Source organism: Mobiluncus porci (assembly GCF_009695935.1).
Lineage (GTDB): Bacteria > Actinomycetota > Actinomycetes > Actinomycetales > Actinomycetaceae > Mobiluncus > Mobiluncus porci.
Genome location: NZ_VUMY01000024.1, coordinates 1 through 16,858 on the forward strand (window position 1 = coordinate 1; position 16,858 = coordinate 16,858).

Here is a 16,858-nt window from a genome sequence, read left to right on the forward strand (position 1 = left end):
ACCCGGGAAAACAGACACACAATTTGACCGACCCCAAAGTTCAGCCAAACCAACTTTCAACCCGACTTTAAGGCTCTACAACAACAAAAATCCCGGATAAAAAACACACAATTTGTCCTTTAACCCGATGAGAACGGGAAAAACCGCGCTCTAGAAATACTAGAAGCGCGGTTTTTCAAGAAAAAGTGCGAGCCTAGCCCTTAGCGGGAAGCGGGGCGAACCACTCGATCCGACTTGATGCACTTTGTGCAGACATTTAGATGGGTGGGGGTGTTGTTCACCACCGCGCGCACCCGCTGAATGTTCGGATTGAAGCGACGCTTATTTCTCCGGTGCGAGTGAGACACACTCATCCCGAAGCCCGGGCCCTTACCACAGATGTCACAAACCGCAGCCACAATAATCTCCTGAATTTCGTTCTTTCTAAGTCAGTTGAGATCCTCGAGGAACCTCTGACGCCCAAATGAGCAACCTCACAATAATAAGCCTTTTGGGTTCAGGTATCAAATCTAGGAGATTCCCAGCTCCTGGAGACCTAGCTTGATTACGAGGACAAAGATAAGAACCAGCATGGCGGCTCGGATAAGCCTGGTGCCTCGGGCGAGAACCAGATGAGAGCCCAGGAATGACCCAGCCATGTTGGCAATAGCCAGCGGAATGGCTAGTTTCCACAATATAGAACCGTGGATAGCGAAGATGAAGAGAGCCCCAATGTTTGTAGCGGTGTTGATGACCTTCGCGAAAGAAGTTGCTTTCAAGAAGCTTTGGGAGCCGATCCCACTCAAGGCGAGAACTAGGAACATTCCGGTTCCGGGACCAAAGAATCCATCATAAAAACCAATTGCTGAAATTATTATGAGGAAAAGGAGTAGATGTCGCTTTGAAATCGGGTAGTCGAAATCATCCTTACCGAATTCTGGTTTAAATATGAGAAATAATCCGATAATGATAATAGCAAACAGAATAATTGGACGAAGTATATTAGCATCTATTTTCAGTGTAGCAAGAGCTCCGAGGGCGCTAAACAATATTGCTGGAATTCCAAGGGATAAGAGCTGAGTCAGAGGTGTGGGAATCTTCCGTTGGTAGGTTATGGCGGCGAGCAGTGTTCCGCATACTGCTGCGGTTTTATTAGTTCCCAAGGCGGCTGAGGGCGGTAAGGAGGGAAGTCCTAGCAATAAAGCCGGAATAAGGATCAACCCGCCGCCCCCAATAATTGAATCCACAAAACCGGCAAAGGTAGCAGCCGATAAAAGTAAAGTAATCGTCAACGGGTCGCCAATTCCTAACATTAAATTCTCCCTATAAAACAAAACTATTCGTTTCGTCCATATTTTAGACTTAATCGGCATTAGAATAGTATTGTTCGGATTCGCAATGGCGGGAATCTGGCAAATACCCAATATGCGATCACGAATAATTCCATATCACAGGCTAAAAGTTAGGAAGTGAAACTTATGGAAGCACGCGTAGAGGAAGATCTCCTCGGCGAAAGAGAAGTTCCGGCGGACGTTTACTACGGGGTACACACGCTGCGAGCTATCGAAAATTTCAGGTTCTCTGGGAAAACAGTCTCGGATGTCCCTGAGTTCATTATTGGCATGGTTCAGGTGAAAAAGGCCTGTGCTCTCGCCAACGAGGAGCTACATGCTATCCCGCATGACAAAGCCAGAGCCATCGAAACTGCTTGCGATGAGATTCTGGAAAAGGGGCGATGTCTAGATCAATTCCCCACCGACCTGTTCCAGGGAGGTGCCGGCACGTCGGTCAACATGAACACGAATGAGGTCGTGGCGAACCTGGCTTTAGAATTGCTGGGCTACGAAAAGGGGCGCTACGACATCATCAACCCCAATGACGACGTCAATCATTCCCAATCTACCAATGACGCCTATCCCACGGGGATGAAGCTGGCTATGTATCACGGAGTGGAGCGACTTTGCGAGGAAATTGAGAAATTGGCTGACTCTTTTGAGAACAAGGGAGAAGAATTCAAAGACGTTTTGAAGATGGGGCGCACTCAACTTCAAGATGCGGTCCCCATGTCTCTAGGCCAAGAGTTTCACGGTTGGGCGACCAACCTGCGGGAGGACATCGCGGTGTTAAACCGTGAAGCAGCAGAGCTACTGCATGTGAATCTCGGAGCTACCGCTATTGGGACGGGGCTGAATACTCCACCCGGATATACCAAACTGGTTGCCGAGAAACTCGCGGAAGTAACGGGCCTACCCATTACCTCCTCGGAAGATCTTATCGAAGCTACCGTCGACAATGGCGACTATGTCCTAGTCCACGCAGTGCTGAAACGCCTCGCCCACAAACTGTCCAAAACTTGCAATGACCTGCGGTTGCTGTCGTCGGGGCCGCGCTGTGGCCTCCATGAAATCAACCTGCCGGAGCGACAGGCCGGCTCTTCAATCATGCCCGCCAAGGTGAATCCGGTGATCCCTGAGGTGGTCAACCAGGTCTGTTTCAAGGTGATTGGAAACGATGTGACGGTGACTATGGCGGCAGAGGCTGGACAGCTTGAGCTCAACGTGATGGAACCCGCCATGGCCGAGTCCATGTTCGAATCCCTCACCTTGTTGACGGCGGCCTGTGACACTTTGCGAACCAAGTGCGTTGATGGAATCACCGCCAACAGGGAAGTTTGTAGGGCGTACGTGGACAATTCCATCGGTATCGTCACCTATCTCAACGACATCATTGGCCACCATAACGGCGATGTGATCGGCAAAGAAGCCGCCCGAACCGGAAAATCCGTTAAGGAACTGGTCGTCGAGAAGGGACTTATGGCCGCGGAGGACGTCGACAAGGTCTTAACCCTGGAATCATTCATGAAACCCCGCTACTCGGGGAAAGTATGGGCTGATGACGAAACCGGTCTTCCGGTGAAGTAGCCCTGGCAGCCATTACAAATATTGAACAAAAGAGATCAAAATGATAATGGCATTTCGATTCATTATTGTCCTTCTCTTCATCTTCATCGGGGCTCGCATGGGCTCCCTGGGCATCGGCTTAGCGGGTGGCGCCGGCGTTGCGGTGCTGGCACTGACCGGAATGAAAGTGGATCCCACCACCGGCATTCCCTGGGACGTTATCGGCATCATTATGGCAGTCATCATGTGCATTGCTGCCATGCAGGCCGCTGGAGGGTTGGATTTTCTTGTCATGGTGACAGAAAAACTGCTCCGCAAACATCCCAAAAGAATCACCTTCCTCGGGCCTGTGGTTACCTTCTTCATGACAGTATTTTGTGGAACTGGACACGTGGCCTTTTCCTCGCTGCCGGTTATTGCTGAAGTCGCAAAAGAAACTGGGATCCGGCCTTCAAAGCCTCTCTCAATTTCTGCCGTGGCTTCCCAAATCGGGATTACCGCCTCTCCGATTTCCGCCGCCATGATTGCCATGGCTGCTTTTGTTGAACCCATGGGAGTCTCCTACCTGCAATTGGTGGCAACCATGATTCCGACTACTTTCATCGGATGCATGGTGGGAGCATTGGTGGCGAATTTCCAAGGAAAGCCTCTGGAAGAAGACCCGGTTTATCAAGAGCGTAAAGCGGCGGGACTGATCACCATGCACGGGGAGGGGGAATACGATATTAAGCCGCGAGCAAAGGCCTCGGTGGCGATTTTCGGAACAGCCATCCTCATCGTCATTGTGTATGCCCTGCTGATTTCTGATTCCATCAAACTGATTCCAGGGGATTACCTGCCGCGCAACGCTGCCATCATGACCATCATGATGCTGGCGGGGACAATAATCCTTTTAATGAGCCGTACCTCTGCGGCGGAAGTAGCTACGCAATCCACGTTCCGTTCCGGAATGTCAGCCTCTTGCTGTATTCTCGGCGTGGCTTGGCTGGGTAATACGTTCGTCAACGGCTATACGGATCAGATTAAGGCCCTGGGCGGCGGCATTATTGAGCAGTATCCTTGGCTGTTGGCCGTGGTGCTGTTCTTTGCTTCCGCGCTGCTGTACTCCCAAGGGGCGACTACCGCGGCAATGATGCCGGTGGCCATCGCGATGAACGCGGGAGTCGGAACCATGGTGGCATCTTTTGCCGCGGTTTCCGGTCTGTTCCTCCTCCCGACCTACCCGACTACGGTCGCGGCAGTCGAAATGGACGACACCGGATCTACCCGAATCGGCAAGTATGTGTTCAACCACCCGTTCTTGCTGCCGGGAGTAGTTTCGATTGCGGTATCAGTTCTACTGGGATTCATCGTTAATTTCTTCTTGATTCACTAGAAGAATTTTTTCGATATTGAGCTGGTCTCATCGGTTTTCCGGTGAGACCAGCCCTGCAATTTTGTCTTGTGAAACCGGGTCTGTCGGGGTGGGACAGGAACTTTGACTTTCCAAGCGCGTAGGTTGGATAGCGAGGTAGCGCAACGTGAAATGAGTTCGAGTGGATACTTTAAGGCAAAGGCTAGAGACGAAAGACCTGAAGATTTGGGTGGAACGCACCACTGATCTCTTAGCTGAATCGGCTGATTTGTTGAATGATCTAAACACCTTTCCGGTTCCGAATTTCAACACGGGTTCGAATCTTCTCGCCTCATGGTCTGGGATCGCGAGGTTTTCGAAGGGTCTCTCGGCGGGACTGAAACCCGGGCAATATACGGCGAACTTGGCTGGGGTTGCCGCGAAGTATCCCCGTGGAGCCTCCGGCATGTTTCTCGCAGCCTTCTTTGGGGCAATGGCGAAAACCTGGCGTGACACCGCGATTTTACGCCCGGCTGACCTCGTGATGGCAGCGGAAACCATTGAGACCGAGTTTCGCGCTCTGGATGGGGATGCCGGCCTGGAATACGGCCTCAGTTCCCTGGCAAGCGCGGTAAACGAGGAGCTGTCAAAGCTGGAACTCTATACTCTCTCCCAAGTTATCGGGACCGCTCTGGTGGGAGCCCAGGAGCGAACCGTTGACTCCGCGGATGCGAATCGGGGAGTGGGAGACGCGGGGTTGGCCGGAGCCTGCCTGATTATCGCGAGCCTCGCCGATGTGGCCGCCGAAGCTGAAGGGGAGGCTCCCGCAAATGTGGAACTCGTTTCCGCGATGCTTTCCGAGTGGGCCGACCGTTCTCGCACGCTGACCAAGGCACTGCGCGCGACTCCGCCCGGGGGGGAATTCGCAGTGACTTTCTGCCAGGTAGGCTTCGCGGCGGACCTGAAGAAACAGCGCGGGGCCTTGAGCTCTACTTGTTCCGAAGTGCTGTTGACGGGGAGCGTGGACGAGATTGGTTTCGGTGCTTTCACGACGCACGTCCACACTGCGGTTCCGCTCTCCGCTTTGCCCCACCCGCCGCAGGGCGTATTGCTGGAACACCTTTCCGAAACCGGCATGACTTTACCCGATTCGACCGAGGAAGATCCCCTGCCGGAGCGGGGCAATGTGGTGTTGCTCTCTCGTTTCACTAAAAAGCCCTTGGCCTCGCCCCGTGCGCATTTGCTGGTTTTGAGCGAGGCTCCGGCGCTGATGGAAATGTTTGCCCGCGGGGGAGCGACGGTGTTGTTGGAACCTGGGGAGGCCGAACAAATAGACTGGGCTCTCGGGACGAGGAAGGGGCCGGTAGTGGTGATTCCCGCCTCGGAAGCCACCCGTAAACTGGCCGAACAATTTGTCGAAAGCAATTTGAGCGAGAACCCCGAACGAAGCCTGGTTTTAGCGCCAACCGTTGATGAACTCTCCGCTGTGTGGTTGTGTGAAGAACTCACCAAGGTCGATTTGCGCTCTCTCCCTCTCGTTCCTGACGGCGGTCTGGAGCGGGAAATCCAGCGAATCTTGAGCGAGATTCGCGTGGAAAAAATGAGCGACCACCTCGAGTCCCAGTTGGATGGGCTCCTGGCTTTCAGTGGGGAAGAGACCAAGGAGCTCTTCGCGGTTATCGGTGCCACCCAGGCCAATCCGGATCGGATGAGTCTGCAAAGTTTGGTCGCCTTGGATCCCCAGATTGAGCTCATCACCTACTACGGCGGACAAACCGGCCCGACACTGCTCGGAATCCACTCCTAACATTGCGGAGGTCGAATTTTCACGCAGAGGCCTCTAGTAGAGTTACCACTATGATGAACCTTGACGTGCCGCTGAGCCACCTGGTGCGGGGGAAGACTGTCCTTTCGAAGCTCGCCCATCTCGGCTTGGAAACCCTTGGTGACCTCTTGTGGTATCCGCCGCGGCGGATGTATCGCTGGGGGGAGTTGACGCGTTTCGACACGCTCACGCCCGGAGCGGACGTGACCCTGTTTGCGGTGGTGATGTCCTCGGAACTCGGTTGGACTCGCCGCCACGATAAGGCTATGTTGACGGTCGTTTTACAAGATGAGCTCGGTCTTGATGACACGCTTTGGGGGGCGCGCGCAAGGCGTCTCACGGTGCGGTTTTTCGCCAAACATCCTTCCGCTTTGAGTTTCCACGCGAAGCGTCTCGAAAAGGGAACACTCGGGGTTTTCGCGGGAAAACTCTCCGGCGGGGAGCGCGACGCTTTCTTGGCTCATCCGGAATATCAAGTCCTGGAAGACTACGATCCCGAGGTGGCTCGCGAGCTCTCCGCGCGTCCCCAGCCGCTCTACCACGCGACTGCGGGCTTGCCGTCTTGGAAAATCGAGAAACTCATCGAAACCCAGCTTGCCACCCTGGAAAGCGTCCCCGAGGCGATTCCCGCGGATTTGCGCGAAGCTTGGGGGCTGCCCAGCGCGGGGGAGGCCCTGCGCTGGCTCCACCACCCGGAGAACGATGAACAGCACGCCCTGGCCTCGGATTATCTGCGGTTTCGGGAAGGGCTTACTCTCGGCGCGGCTCTAGCCAAAGCCCGAAGCCAAATTCAAGCCCGTCCCGCCTGGGGGCTCGACTTGGAGGCTCGCAGAGGGGAAAGCGGCGAGCCCTTAGTGAAGCGCTTTTTGGCACGACTGCCCTTCGAACTCACCAAGGGCCAAGAAACAGTCTGGGCGGAGATTGCGGGGGACCTCGCGCGAGAAACCCCGATGAATCGCCTCCTCCAAGGCGAGGTTGGCTCCGGAAAGACAGTCCTCGCGACGCTCGCGGCCCTTTTGGCGGTTCAAAACGGTCATCAAGCCGCCTTCATGGCCCCCACAGAAGTCCTCGCCCACCAGCATTTCGAGACCTTGACGAAGCTCTTGGGAGACCTCGGAGATCCCTTCGGCGGGTTCGCGGGACTCGAGGCGGGAGCCGAAACCGTGCCCCTGCGGCTCTTGACCGGCTCCACTCCCGCCGCGGAGAAAAAAGCCATCCAGGCCGCCTTGGAAGCCGGTGAGTCGCTGCTCGTGGTGGGAACCCACGCGCTTTTGAGTAAGACCGTGAAATTCTCCAACCTGGCACTTGCCGTCGTGGATGAACAGCACCGCTTCGGGGTGGAACAGCGTGTGGCGCTGCTGTCCTCCGGTGAGCGCGCCCCGCATTTCTTGGCGATGAGCGCCACTCCGATTCCCCGAACCGTCGCGATGACGGTCTTTGGAGACCTCGATGTTTCCGTGTTGTCTGAGCTCCCCAAAGGTCGCGGGGAGGTCAAGACCTTCCTCGTGCCAGAAGCCAATGTGACCTGGGTGACGCGGGCCTGGGCGCGGGCCGCGGAGGAAATTCGGGCCGGAGGGAGGGTCTATGTGCTGTGTGCCAAGATTGCCCCCGATGATCCCGCGGAGAGCGCCGCGCGCGGGAAAAGCAGCACGAAGAGCGCCCCGGAAGACTTGGAGACTGGCGGGTGGAACCCAAGTAACGGTGAGAACTTAGAGGAGCTCGCTCCCGACCGAGTCCTGCACACAGTAGAAGAAACCGCCACATACCTCGCCGCCATGCCCGTATTCTCCGGCATCGGAATCGCGGTGGCGCATTCGGGGCTTGACGCGGCGACAAAACAGAGCGCTATCGACAGTTTTTCCCGCGGAGAAACACCGCTCTTGGTTTCCACCACGGTGATTGAAGTCGGAATGGATGTCCCCGAGGCCTCCATGATGATAATCCTCGATGCGGACCGGTTTGGGCTCTCCCAGCTCCACCAACTGCGCGGGCGTATCGGGCGAGGGAGTCGCCCCGGCGTGTGCCTTGCGATTGCGCCCCTGGATTTTCCGGGTGGAGGGGGAGAAGCAGTAACTACCGATACAGTTGCGAGGTCAGTAAAGACCAGCGGCGCCGGCGCGATCACTCCCGCCGTGGAGCGCCTCGAAGCCTTCGCCTCGACCCGCGACGGCTTCGCCCTAGCCGAGGCTGACCTCCGGATTCGCCGCGAAGGTGATGTTTTGGGCGCCACCCAAGCGGGGCGCAACTCGCGGCTCCAAGTCTTGTCGCTGGTTACGGATGCGGAGATTATCGAGAAAACCAAGGACGCTGCCGCCAAAATCGTGAACGCAGACCCTCAGCTCGCGAGGAACCCGGAACTCGCCCGTCTCGTTTTCCGTCTCGGCGACGGCGAGAATCTTACCAAGTCCTAAACTTGGTAGACTCTCACCATGGGTTTCGGTAAATTCCGTGTTAAGTGGCTGGCGGTTACGCTCCTTATCGCGGTATTGTTCGCTTCCGGACTCACCGTGAGTAACGTGTCCCACGCCGCCACGGCTCCACCCCAGGCAGAATCCAAAAATGCCACCGGCATTTTGTTTATCGGTCTTTCCGGAATCTCCCCGGACGATTTCGAGACGAACCTAGAAGCGCAAGACTCGAGACTGCCCGAACTGATGAGAGACTATGTTTATGCGGCGCTGACTCCGCGATCTTTCAATCCTTTCACCTGTGCCACCGAGGGCTGGATGGGGCTTCGCGCTACGGGAGACGTCTTTGATGAATACGGACGCGACCTCGCTAGCGTTTCTAACGAGACCTGTTTTTCGCTAAACGTAAAACCCGATGGCCCGCGAGCTACCCTGCCTGACTTTCAAAAACATCTCGGCAAAACCACCTGGCCAAAAACGGCTCTTTTCGCGACAGACGCCCTCGCGGTGGGGAATCTTGCCGGAATTCCTCTCGCTTCCGCCTCTGGAAAAATCCCGCACTGGACGCCGCTCCCAGACGCCGCCGAACCGAATGCCACTGCGCTTCCAGAGGATTTCAAAAACATCCTCGACTCTGCCCCAAGCGATGTCCTAGTAGACCTGGATACCACAAAACCGGAAACCCTGCGGGATGCGGAAGGCAAACTCGACAAAACTCTCCTCGCCGAGTCTAAATCCCTGCAACTGCAACGCCTCCAAACGCTGCTTCTCGCTAACCTTACGAGTTCCCGCCCCCGACCAGTTCTCGTAGCCTCTCTCTCCGACGTGGGGCAACGCTCCCTACATTTCTTCGCCACCAACGCTTTCCCATCTTCAGGGGAGCCGCAATCCGGGCTCGTCGCCACCTCCACCACTCGAGCCACGGGGCTGATCACGATGACAGACCTGAGGGCACTGATTGTTTCCGCCCGTCAAGCCGAGAATCCGGACCTCACCATTCCTCGCGGGCTCATCATTCCGGATTTCACGATTCACCTCCAAGACTCTACTGCTGCTCTCCGCGCGATTTCGGCGGAACAAAAGCATGCCCAAGCGAGTTTGCTGGCGAACGCCACCTGGTACCAGGTTTTCCACTATCTTGTGTGGCTGGGACTTCTCGGGGCGGTAATTATTGCTTTTGGCTCGCTGAAATTCCCGAAACTTCGCAAATTTTGGGGGAAAGTACAACTCTTAAACGAGTTCGCTTTCGCCTTCGTCCCTGCCGCTTTATTGCTCAACTTCCTGCCCTGGTGGGCGGGCGCCCCAGACCGCTTCTCGGCTCAGGCGATCTCGCTCGGTCTCACCGTGGGTCTCGCAGCAGTTTTGGTTTTAGGGGGACGAGTCTCACGCCACCCAGTAGCCTTCTTGGCGGCAGTGGCTTTCGCGCTCCTAGCCGTAGACATTATTTTGGGTTCGGCTCACCAGCGCAACGGTTTCATGGGCTCCCTCGTCCTCGCTTCGAGACGCTACTACGGGGTCTCGAACCGAACCTACTTGATTCTCATCATTGCCGGATTACTCCTCACCATTCCGTGGATTCAAAAATACTTCTCCACCAAGTTCGCTGCTCTGGGGCTCGTCGCGGTTGGCCTCGTGGCTCTCCTCGTAGATGCCCTGCCGATGTGGGGCGCTGATTTCGGTGGCCCTCCGGGAATCATCGCCGCCTTCGGGGCGGCTGCCATCCTCGCGGGAGGCGGGAGGCTGCGATGGTGGCACGTGCCGGTGTGGCTAGTCGCCAGTGTGGGCGCGATGCTCGGAGTCGGGTTCATTTCTTCGCGACTGGGCTCGTCCCATATCTCTAGTTTTTGGTCAACCTTAGGAAGTCCCGAAAACACGGCGTTGATTGGCGGTAAAATCCGCGATGTCCTGCGCTCTTTTACCGCAAGAGGAGACATTATCGCCTTGCTCATTGTTGCCGCATTCTTGGTCGTGGCCTTGGTGTGGGCGCTGCATCGTCTCGGTAAAACTCATCCGGAGGCCCTGGAGCGTTTCACTAAACCGACTTCGGAGCCCGGTTTTAGAGCCCTAGCGCTGGGAATCCTCCTCGGGGTTCTGATTGCGGTGCCCATAAATGATTCCGGAGCGCTGATGATCAAAGAAGCCATCTACCTGGCGTTGCCGCCGCTGGTGGCTTGGTTCGCGGCGAGTTCTAAAAAGTTCACCAAGGTATCTCCGTAGGTTTTAGTTGCGGAAACCATCAAGCCGCTGGGAATCTCCGGGGTTGCGTACTGTTTCGAGGTTTCTAACACCATCAAACCCTCCGGGGCAAGATGAGCCGTCAAACCGGCCAAGACCTCGGTAATCACGTAGGAAGCCAAGGCGTAAGGAGGGTCTAGAAACACGAGGTCGAATCTGTCACTCACTCCGAGTCCGGTCACAAAGCGAGCCCCGTCGCTGACCTCGACTGTCGTTTGGCCTCGAGCCCCCAGAGCAGCGATATTAGCGCGGATAACCTTTGCTGAACCCCCAGCGATCTCCACGAAAACCGCCGAGGCAGCCCCGCGAGACAAGGCCTCCAAGCCGAGTGCTCCGGAACCCGCAAACACGTCTAAAACCCGTGCGTCCTCAACCGCACCCAAGGCATCGAGCCTGGAAAACACGGCCTCCCGCACTCGCTCCGAGGTGGGACGGGTGCCAGATTTGGGGACTTGCAAAGTCCTTCCGCCCCAGGCTCCCGCTACAATCCGTGTCACAACCCTTAGCTTAACCGAAAAGCCGGTAGTCTTACATTGTGACTGTTGCACTCTGCCCCGGAACTTTCGACCCCTTCACCTATGGACACCTCGACATGGTGCGCCAGTGTTTGGCCTTTGCCGATACTGTAGTGATTGGAATCGCGCGAAACTCCCAGAAAACCCCCACTTTGAGCCTCGAAAAACGTGTGGAACTGACGGAAACCACCCTGCGCGAGGCCGAACTCGACACTCGCGTCAACGTAGAGGTGGTGGACGGCTTGTTGGCAACATTCTGTAAAGAGCACAACATTGACGTCATCGCGAAAGGGCTTCGGACCTCCCACGACTTCGATTACGAGAACCCTATGAGCCAGATGAACCGCCAAATCGGGGCTCCTCCGACTGTTTATGTGGGCTGTAAACCGGCGCTGATGCACGTGTCGAGCTCCATGGTGAAAGAAGTCGCGAGCTACGGGGCAGACGTCTACAGCATGGTCAGCATCGACACCGCCGAGGCCCTCTATGAGGCTTTTAAGGTGAAACCACCAGAGCGCCGCGGTAAAGTGATTGCGGCAAGATTCGACCAAAACGTGAAATGAGAGGAGAAACCATGAGCGACAACGAGACGGAAAACCTGGAAAACACCGAAGAAAACCCCGCGGAGAAAAGCGCGGAAAACACTGCGGAAACTCCCCTTGGTGACACCCAGACAGCTTCGCCGGAAGCGTCCAGTGAGCCAACTCAGCCGGAAGAACCCGAGGCTCTCACCTCCGAACAGATGATTGCCAAATTGAACGCGGAGGACTACAAGGGCTCGGAGCTAATGGATGTTTTGGCCGAAATCGAAACCCTCATCACCCAGGCTCGCTCGCTGCCGATGAGTTCATCTGTTCTGGTCAACAAGGCGCAGGCACTGTCTTTGCTGGATTCGGCGCGCTTGGCGATGCCGGCCGATATTCGGATTGCGAACCAGATTGTGGCCGGAGCCAATGCGGTCATTGAACGCTCCCAGGAAGAAGCCAATGAGACCCTTGCCAAGGCGAACTCTGCTTCGGAACAGATTCAGGCCGACGCCCATGCGCGCGCCGATGAACTCGTGAACCAGGAACGCATTGTCGTGATGGCGAAAGAACGCGCCGAGCAGATTATTGAAACTGCGACGCAAAAGGCCGAAGACCTGGCGCGCGGAGCAGATAAGTACTGCGAAGAAAAATTGAGCGAACTCGAGAGCATCCTCGGGAAACTCCAGGAACAATCGGCCGCGGGACGGAAGATCCTCACTGAACGGGCTCCTTTTGATCCCAAAACTCTTGGTGAAGTGAGTGAAACCGATGAGTAAGCGCCTGACTTCCGGCTCCAAGAAGACCGGTGGGAAATCTCCCTACCTGGTGGGCTTGACGAATCTGGCGGGAAATCCGGGAACCCGCCTCGAGCTAGACCTGGAATTTTCCCTGAATCCGGAATGGACAAACGGCGTGGTGGAACTGGTTGGCGAGACCGAAGATTTCCACGTGGAGCTCACCTCTCTCTCTGAAGGAGTTCTCGCCCGCGTGACCGGCGAGATTCCCACCACCGCACAGTGCTCGCGCTGCCTTGATGAGGTCGGAGACACGATTTTACTCGATGAAACCCAACTGTTTTTCTTCCCCGAGAAACTCGAGGCGGCGCGACAGGACGCGGGAGACGATGCCGAGGATGTGCTCGCGGTCAGCGATGAAAACGAGATAGACCTCGAACCGTTGCTTCGCGATAATCTGGTGCTTTCCATGTCGAGCCTGCCGCTGTGTGAGCCGGACTGCCAAGGGCTTTGTCCCGGGTGTGGGGAACGTTGGGATACGCTGCCTCCCGATCACGCCCACGAAGTAATCGACCCGCGCTGGGCAGCTCTCGGGGATTTAGTGAAAACCCTGCGTGACGGGGATGAGAAACAGTGAACGCGAAAACAACCGAAGAAGCCCCCGAAGCAAACCCCGAAGTGGAACCGAAAACTCCCGCGGAGCGCAAAGCCACCTTGTCACGTCTCTTGGCAGATTGGGGAGGAACCGTTGATCCCGAGCTACTCGTGGTCGCGATGACCCACCGCTCTTTCGCCCATGAACACGGGAAAACCGGATCCACCGGAACTAACGAGAGACTCGAGTTCCTGGGAGACGCGGTTCTCCAAATCATCGTGACCGAATACCTGTTCCGAAACTATCCCGATGAGCCGGAAGGCGACTTGGCGCCCATGCGGGCCGCCACCGTTTCCCAACAGCCCTTGGCTGAGGTCGCCCGCCAGATTCGGCTCGGGGACTATCTCCTCCTCGGCAAGGGTGAGGACCGTCAGAACGGGCGAGATAAGGATTCCATTCTTTCCGACACCCTGGAGGCTTTGATTGGTGCAACGTACTTGTCGAGCGGTCTGGAGTCGACTCGGGTGGTAGTGGAGCGTCACTTGCGTCGCCTGCTGCGCAATGCTCCGCGGCGCGCGGTAGCGATGGATTGGAAGACTAACCTCCAAGAAACTTTGAACCAGCGGGGCTTGGGAGAAGTGACCTACCATCTCACCGAGAAAGGCCCCGACCATAATAAGCGCTTCCACGTCAAGGCGGAGGTGAACGGCGAAATCTGGGGCGAGGGCGAGGGAAGCTCCAAGAAGACCGCGGAGCACAACGCCGCGAAAGCCGTCATGGATACCTTGTTCGAACGTTACCCCGAGGAACCGTCCGATGCCTGAACTGCCTGAGGTGGAGACCATTCGGCGCAATCTAGAAGCAAACTTGCTCGGAAAGACAATAGCAACACTAAGCGAGTCGACCCACCCTAGAACCTTGCGCTACCAGGTCGGAGGTATCGACCGGTTACACCGAGACGTGGTCGGTCGAGAGATTTCGGCTGTGGTGCGGCGCGGAAAATTCCTCTGGATGGAGTTTAGCGGCATTGCTCAAAGGCCCTCAGGGGAGACGGAGAATACGGAAGTACCCGAGCCCGATTCACCTCCGGCGCTCTGTTTCCATCTCGGAATGTCCGGACAACTGCGGCTCGTCGAGGGCGCCTCTCCCGGACTGCGCCATGAGAGGCTCCGCTTTACCTTGAGTGACTCCCAAGCTTTGGCCTATTGCGACCAAAGAACTTTCGGACACGTGGAGACCCGACCCCTAGCTCCCACGGCTGACGGCTATCCTGCGGGTGCTGGAACCACACGGGCTTTCCTGCCGGTAGGGCTCGAACATATTGCGCGGGACGTGTTGGATCCCTATCTGGACCTTGAACGGGTTTTTGCGAAGTTCCGCTCCTCTCGTCGCGCAGTGAAAACCAAACTCCTTGACCAGGGAATCGTCTCGGGAATCGGCAATATTTACGCAGATGAAGGGCTATTTGCGTCGAGGATTCGTCCTTTTACTCCCGCTGGTGACCTGAGCCAAAGAGAAGTTTCGCGACTTCTGGAGGCGGTGGCCGAAGTGATGCGCCACGCTCTTGAATTTGGGGGAACCTCTTTTGACAAGCTCTATGTCAACTCTTGGGGAAACCCTGGAGACTTTGCCTCCGAACTCAATGTTTATGGGCGGGCGGGGAAACCCTGCCACCATTGCGGCAAACCTCTCGATAAGATAGTTATTGACGGGCGTTCCGCAGTGTTTTGCTCCCATTGTGAACCCACTGCGTGACGAGTTTGAGAAAGGCAAGAGATGGCGGAGATTCCGGAAATTCACGTGATGATTGTTGATGACCACGAAATCGTTAGGCGTGGTATTGCGGAAATTGTGGATCGGGCCGACGGTCTCAAAGTCGTGGCGGAGGCGGGAAGCGTGGGGGAGGCGCTGTCGCGGGCGGAGCTAGCGGCCCCTCACGTGGTTCTGGTGGATCTGCAGCTTCCGGACGGTACCGGCATCGACCTGATTCGGCAGTTGCGACTGGTGATTCCCTCGGCGCGTTCGGTCGTCCTCACCTCCTTTGATGACGATGAGGCTTTGGCTGAGGCCCTGGAGGTCGGGGCGGCCGCGTACCTGTTGAAGACCGTGGCGGGAGTCGAAATCGCGAATGTCATCAAGGCGGTGGCGATGGGGCGAACCCTCTTAGATGAACGCACGGTGACCCGCACCACCTCGAAACACGCCGATCCGACGGCAACCCTTACTCCGACGGAGAAAAAGATTCTCGGACTGATTGGTGATGGGCTTTCCAATCGGGAGATTGGGGATGCGCTTGGGGTCGCGGAAAAGACCGTGAAAAACCACATCACGGCTTTGCTCTCCAAGATGGGGTTGCAACGCCGCACCCAAGTGGCCGCCTGGGTGGCCTCCCAGCGGGCAGTGGCCTGGCGTCAACCCGCACCGAGATAATAGCCGACGAGCCCAGGTAGGTCGGCACCGGGGCTTTATCCTCCGGCGTTTTCTTCGCGAAGAAAACGTCAGTAGGGGAAAAAGCTAGACACTTAGCGGAATACACCAGGTCAGTTTGGTGCCGCGGGTAGAGTCGGGACGATTTTCGATGTTCATGTAGCCGAAATGGACCGAGGCGCGCGCCGCCATATTCGCCAGCCCGGAGTGGCGTCCGACAGTTTTTTCGAGCCCTGTCCCGTCATCGGTAATCTCCACCCACATCAGTCCGTTGGTTTCCGATTTCAGCGGCACTGTCGGCTCGATATGACCGCATCCCGGCGGCACCAACCCAGATTCGGCCCAGATTTGCACCTCCACGAGAACCTCGGTCGCGTGAGCGTGGCGAGCCACATTGGTGAGCCCCTCTCGGACCACAGCCAGAGCATCAGCAATCTCGTTTTCATCAAGAATCTCTACAAGTTCAGAGTCGAGACGCTCTGAATTGTCTTTGGAGAAAACCTCGTTGTTGAGCGCTAAAACTAGCGAGGGCGCAAACCCCAGCGAGCGTCTAGCCAGGGAAGTCTCATGCCACAGCCCATCTACCAGGTTGAAAGCGGGGGAGTCTGACTCTTTGAGCCCGCTCACGATTTGGCGAATCTGGCTGACCGAATCTCCCACTGCGGCCAAGGCCTGGTCTATAGATTCCGTAATCTTCTCGGGAGTCGCGACCCCCGCGATTAAATCATCCTTGATGGTTCCCAACTGGAGGGACGTGGCAAACAGTTGTTGAATAGCAAGGTCATGAAGATCGCGAGCAATCCGCTGGCGTTCCTCCAACAGGCTCGCCCGATCCTCCGCGTGACGGATCGCCGCCAGTCGCAGCGCCAAAGTAGCCTGCGCCGCCAAATCCTCGGCTGCCTGGAGGGCGGGCTGGGTAAATTCGTCTCGTCCGGGGTTTCGAAAAACAATAATGACACCGGTAGCAACCCCGTGGGCGCTCATCGGAGCGTAGAGCGCGGGCCCGAACCGAGACAGTTGCGGAACGCGGAGGGAATGAGCGCGCTCCATCGAGGGGACAATCATGCCGACATTGGAACGGATGACCGATTGGGCGCGTCCCTCGGGGGGAAACTCCAGACCAATCACGTCCCTTGCGGCCTCCCCGTCAGCAATCTCACAGATATATTTCTCCCCGAGACTCGGCAAAACAATGAGAACCGTGTCGGCTTCGGCGACCTCCAGCACGGATTGGCAGATAAGCCGCAGGGCATCCTCTTCTTCGGTGTCCTCCAAAAGCGCGGTGGTAATCCGCTGGCTCATCGCATTCCAACGGGTGGAAGTGTCGAGTTTAAGGCGGAGACTCTCCAAAGTGTCTTCAGTTTTTGGGCTGGGTGCGGG

15 protein-coding genes are annotated in these 16,858 nt (G+C 56.7%); 11 read left to right on the forward strand and 4 right to left on the reverse strand.

Annotated elements, in window-relative coordinates; all coding sequences use genetic code 11:
* Positions 1-200: 200 nt before the first annotated feature.
* Together rpmB and FYJ63_RS10330 are read right to left on the reverse strand one after the other, a co-directional pair.
* Positions 201-398 carry a 50S ribosomal protein L28 gene (gene rpmB, locus FYJ63_RS10325; protein WP_277028356.1) on the reverse strand — a complete coding sequence of 66 codons (198 nt, stop codon included), beginning with the start codon at positions 396-398 and terminating at the stop codon, positions 201-203.
* A 111-nt stretch (positions 399-509) separates the two neighbouring features.
* The gene (locus FYJ63_RS10330) at positions 510-1,292 is read right to left on the reverse strand and encodes a sulfite exporter TauE/SafE family protein (protein WP_195839383.1); all 783 of its coding nucleotides are present in this window, start codon (positions 1,290-1,292) and stop codon (positions 510-512) included.
* A gap of 165 nt (positions 1,293-1,457) precedes the next feature.
* Here FYJ63_RS10330 and aspA point away from each other — a divergent pair, with 165 nt between their 5' ends.
* The 5 genes from aspA (at position 1,458) to FYJ63_RS10355 (ending at position 10,662) form a co-directional block, all read left to right on the forward strand.
* Positions 1,458-2,900 carry an aspartate ammonia-lyase gene (aspA, locus tag FYJ63_RS10335; RefSeq protein ID WP_154546435.1) on the forward strand — a complete coding sequence of 481 codons (1,443 nt, stop codon included), beginning with the start codon at positions 1,458-1,460 and terminating at the stop codon, positions 2,898-2,900.
* 40 nt (positions 2,901-2,940) lie between these two features.
* The gene (locus tag FYJ63_RS10340; RefSeq protein WP_154546437.1) at positions 2,941-4,254 is read left to right on the forward strand and encodes an anaerobic C4-dicarboxylate transporter; all 1,314 of its coding nucleotides are present in this window, start codon (positions 2,941-2,943) and stop codon (positions 4,252-4,254) included.
* 160 nt (positions 4,255-4,414) lie between these two features.
* Positions 4,415-6,019 carry a hypothetical protein gene (locus FYJ63_RS10345; protein WP_338106915.1) on the forward strand — a complete coding sequence of 535 codons (1,605 nt, stop codon included), beginning with the start codon at positions 4,415-4,417 and terminating at the stop codon, positions 6,017-6,019.
* Between the two features lie 50 nt (positions 6,020-6,069).
* Complete coding sequence (locus FYJ63_RS10350; protein WP_154546439.1) at positions 6,070-8,448, forward strand: ATP-dependent DNA helicase RecG; 2,379 nt, start codon at positions 6,070-6,072, stop codon at positions 8,446-8,448.
* 18 nt (positions 8,449-8,466) lie between these two features.
* Positions 8,467-10,662, forward strand: coding sequence for a tellurium resistance protein TerC (locus tag FYJ63_RS10355; protein ID WP_154546441.1), 2,196 nt, complete (start codon positions 8,467-8,469; stop codon positions 10,660-10,662).
* On the opposite strand, the gene rsmD is transcribed toward FYJ63_RS10355, so the two are convergent.
* The gene (gene rsmD / locus FYJ63_RS10360) at positions 10,590-11,177 is read right to left on the reverse strand and encodes a 16S rRNA (guanine(966)-N(2))-methyltransferase RsmD (protein ID WP_277028349.1); all 588 of its coding nucleotides are present in this window, start codon (positions 11,175-11,177) and stop codon (positions 10,590-10,592) included. The two genes, FYJ63_RS10355 and rsmD, sit on opposite strands and share 73 nt — an antisense overlap.
* Before the next feature lie 38 nt (positions 11,178-11,215).
* Between rsmD and coaD the strand changes: the two genes are divergently transcribed.
* The 6 genes from coaD to FYJ63_RS10390 are packed head-to-tail and all read left to right on the forward strand — an operon-like array spanning position 11,216 to position 15,481.
* Positions 11,216-11,758 carry a pantetheine-phosphate adenylyltransferase gene (gene coaD / locus FYJ63_RS10365; protein WP_277028348.1) on the forward strand — a complete coding sequence of 181 codons (543 nt, stop codon included), beginning with the start codon at positions 11,216-11,218 and terminating at the stop codon, positions 11,756-11,758.
* An 11-nt stretch (positions 11,759-11,769) separates the two neighbouring features.
* On the forward strand, positions 11,770-12,498 hold the full coding sequence (locus tag FYJ63_RS10370) for a hypothetical protein (RefSeq protein ID WP_229770144.1): 729 nt from the start codon (positions 11,770-11,772) through the stop codon (positions 12,496-12,498).
* Positions 12,491-13,093, forward strand: coding sequence for a YceD family protein (locus FYJ63_RS10375; protein WP_154546445.1), 603 nt, complete (start codon positions 12,491-12,493; stop codon positions 13,091-13,093). The genes FYJ63_RS10370 and FYJ63_RS10375 overlap by 8 nt, the downstream gene beginning before the upstream one ends.
* The gene (gene rnc, locus FYJ63_RS10380) at positions 13,090-13,875 is read left to right on the forward strand and encodes a ribonuclease III (protein WP_277028346.1); all 786 of its coding nucleotides are present in this window, start codon (positions 13,090-13,092) and stop codon (positions 13,873-13,875) included. Before FYJ63_RS10375 ends, rnc begins: the two co-directional genes overlap by 4 nt.
* Positions 13,868-14,806 carry a bifunctional DNA-formamidopyrimidine glycosylase/DNA-(apurinic or apyrimidinic site) lyase gene (mutM, locus tag FYJ63_RS10385; RefSeq protein WP_154546447.1) on the forward strand — a complete coding sequence of 313 codons (939 nt, stop codon included), beginning with the start codon at positions 13,868-13,870 and terminating at the stop codon, positions 14,804-14,806. The genes rnc and mutM overlap by 8 nt, the downstream gene beginning before the upstream one ends.
* A 21-nt stretch (positions 14,807-14,827) precedes the next feature.
* Positions 14,828-15,481 (forward strand): response regulator, encoded by a 654-nt coding sequence (locus FYJ63_RS10390; RefSeq protein ID WP_154546449.1) that lies wholly within the window; start codon positions 14,828-14,830, stop codon positions 15,479-15,481.
* A gap of 84 nt (positions 15,482-15,565) precedes the next feature.
* On the opposite strand, the gene FYJ63_RS10395 is transcribed toward FYJ63_RS10390, so the two are convergent.
* Positions 15,566-16,780 carry a GAF domain-containing sensor histidine kinase gene (locus FYJ63_RS10395; RefSeq protein WP_154546473.1) on the reverse strand — a complete coding sequence of 405 codons (1,215 nt, stop codon included), beginning with the start codon at positions 16,778-16,780 and terminating at the stop codon, positions 15,566-15,568.
* Positions 16,781-16,858 lie beyond the last annotated feature (78 nt).

What these genes read in the sequence shown, in the direction of transcription:
- FYJ63_RS10330 (WP_195839383.1), bottom strand. Translation starts at nt 1,292, where the DNA reads ATGTTAGGAATTGGCGACCCGTTGACGATTACTTTACTTTTATCGGCT.
- aspA (WP_154546435.1), top strand. Translation starts at nt 1,458, where the DNA reads ATGGAAGCACGCGTAGAGGAAGATCTCCTCGGCGAAAGAGAAGTTCCG.
- FYJ63_RS10340 (WP_154546437.1), top strand. Translation starts at nt 2,941, where the DNA reads ATGATAATGGCATTTCGATTCATTATTGTCCTTCTCTTCATCTTCATC.
- FYJ63_RS10350 (WP_154546439.1), top strand. Translation starts at nt 6,070, where the DNA reads ATGATGAACCTTGACGTGCCGCTGAGCCACCTGGTGCGGGGGAAGACT.
- FYJ63_RS10355 (WP_154546441.1), top strand. Translation starts at nt 8,467, where the DNA reads ATGGGTTTCGGTAAATTCCGTGTTAAGTGGCTGGCGGTTACGCTCCTT.
- FYJ63_RS10370 (WP_229770144.1), top strand. Translation starts at nt 11,770, where the DNA reads ATGAGCGACAACGAGACGGAAAACCTGGAAAACACCGAAGAAAACCCC.
- FYJ63_RS10375 (WP_154546445.1), top strand. Translation starts at nt 12,491, where the DNA reads ATGAGTAAGCGCCTGACTTCCGGCTCCAAGAAGACCGGTGGGAAATCT.
- mutM (WP_154546447.1), top strand. Translation starts at nt 13,868, where the DNA reads ATGCCTGAACTGCCTGAGGTGGAGACCATTCGGCGCAATCTAGAAGCA.
- FYJ63_RS10390 (WP_154546449.1), top strand. Translation starts at nt 14,828, where the DNA reads ATGGCGGAGATTCCGGAAATTCACGTGATGATTGTTGATGACCACGAA.
- FYJ63_RS10395 (WP_154546473.1), bottom strand. Translation starts at nt 16,780, where the DNA reads ATGAGCCAGCGGATTACCACCGCGCTTTTGGAGGACACCGAAGAAGAG.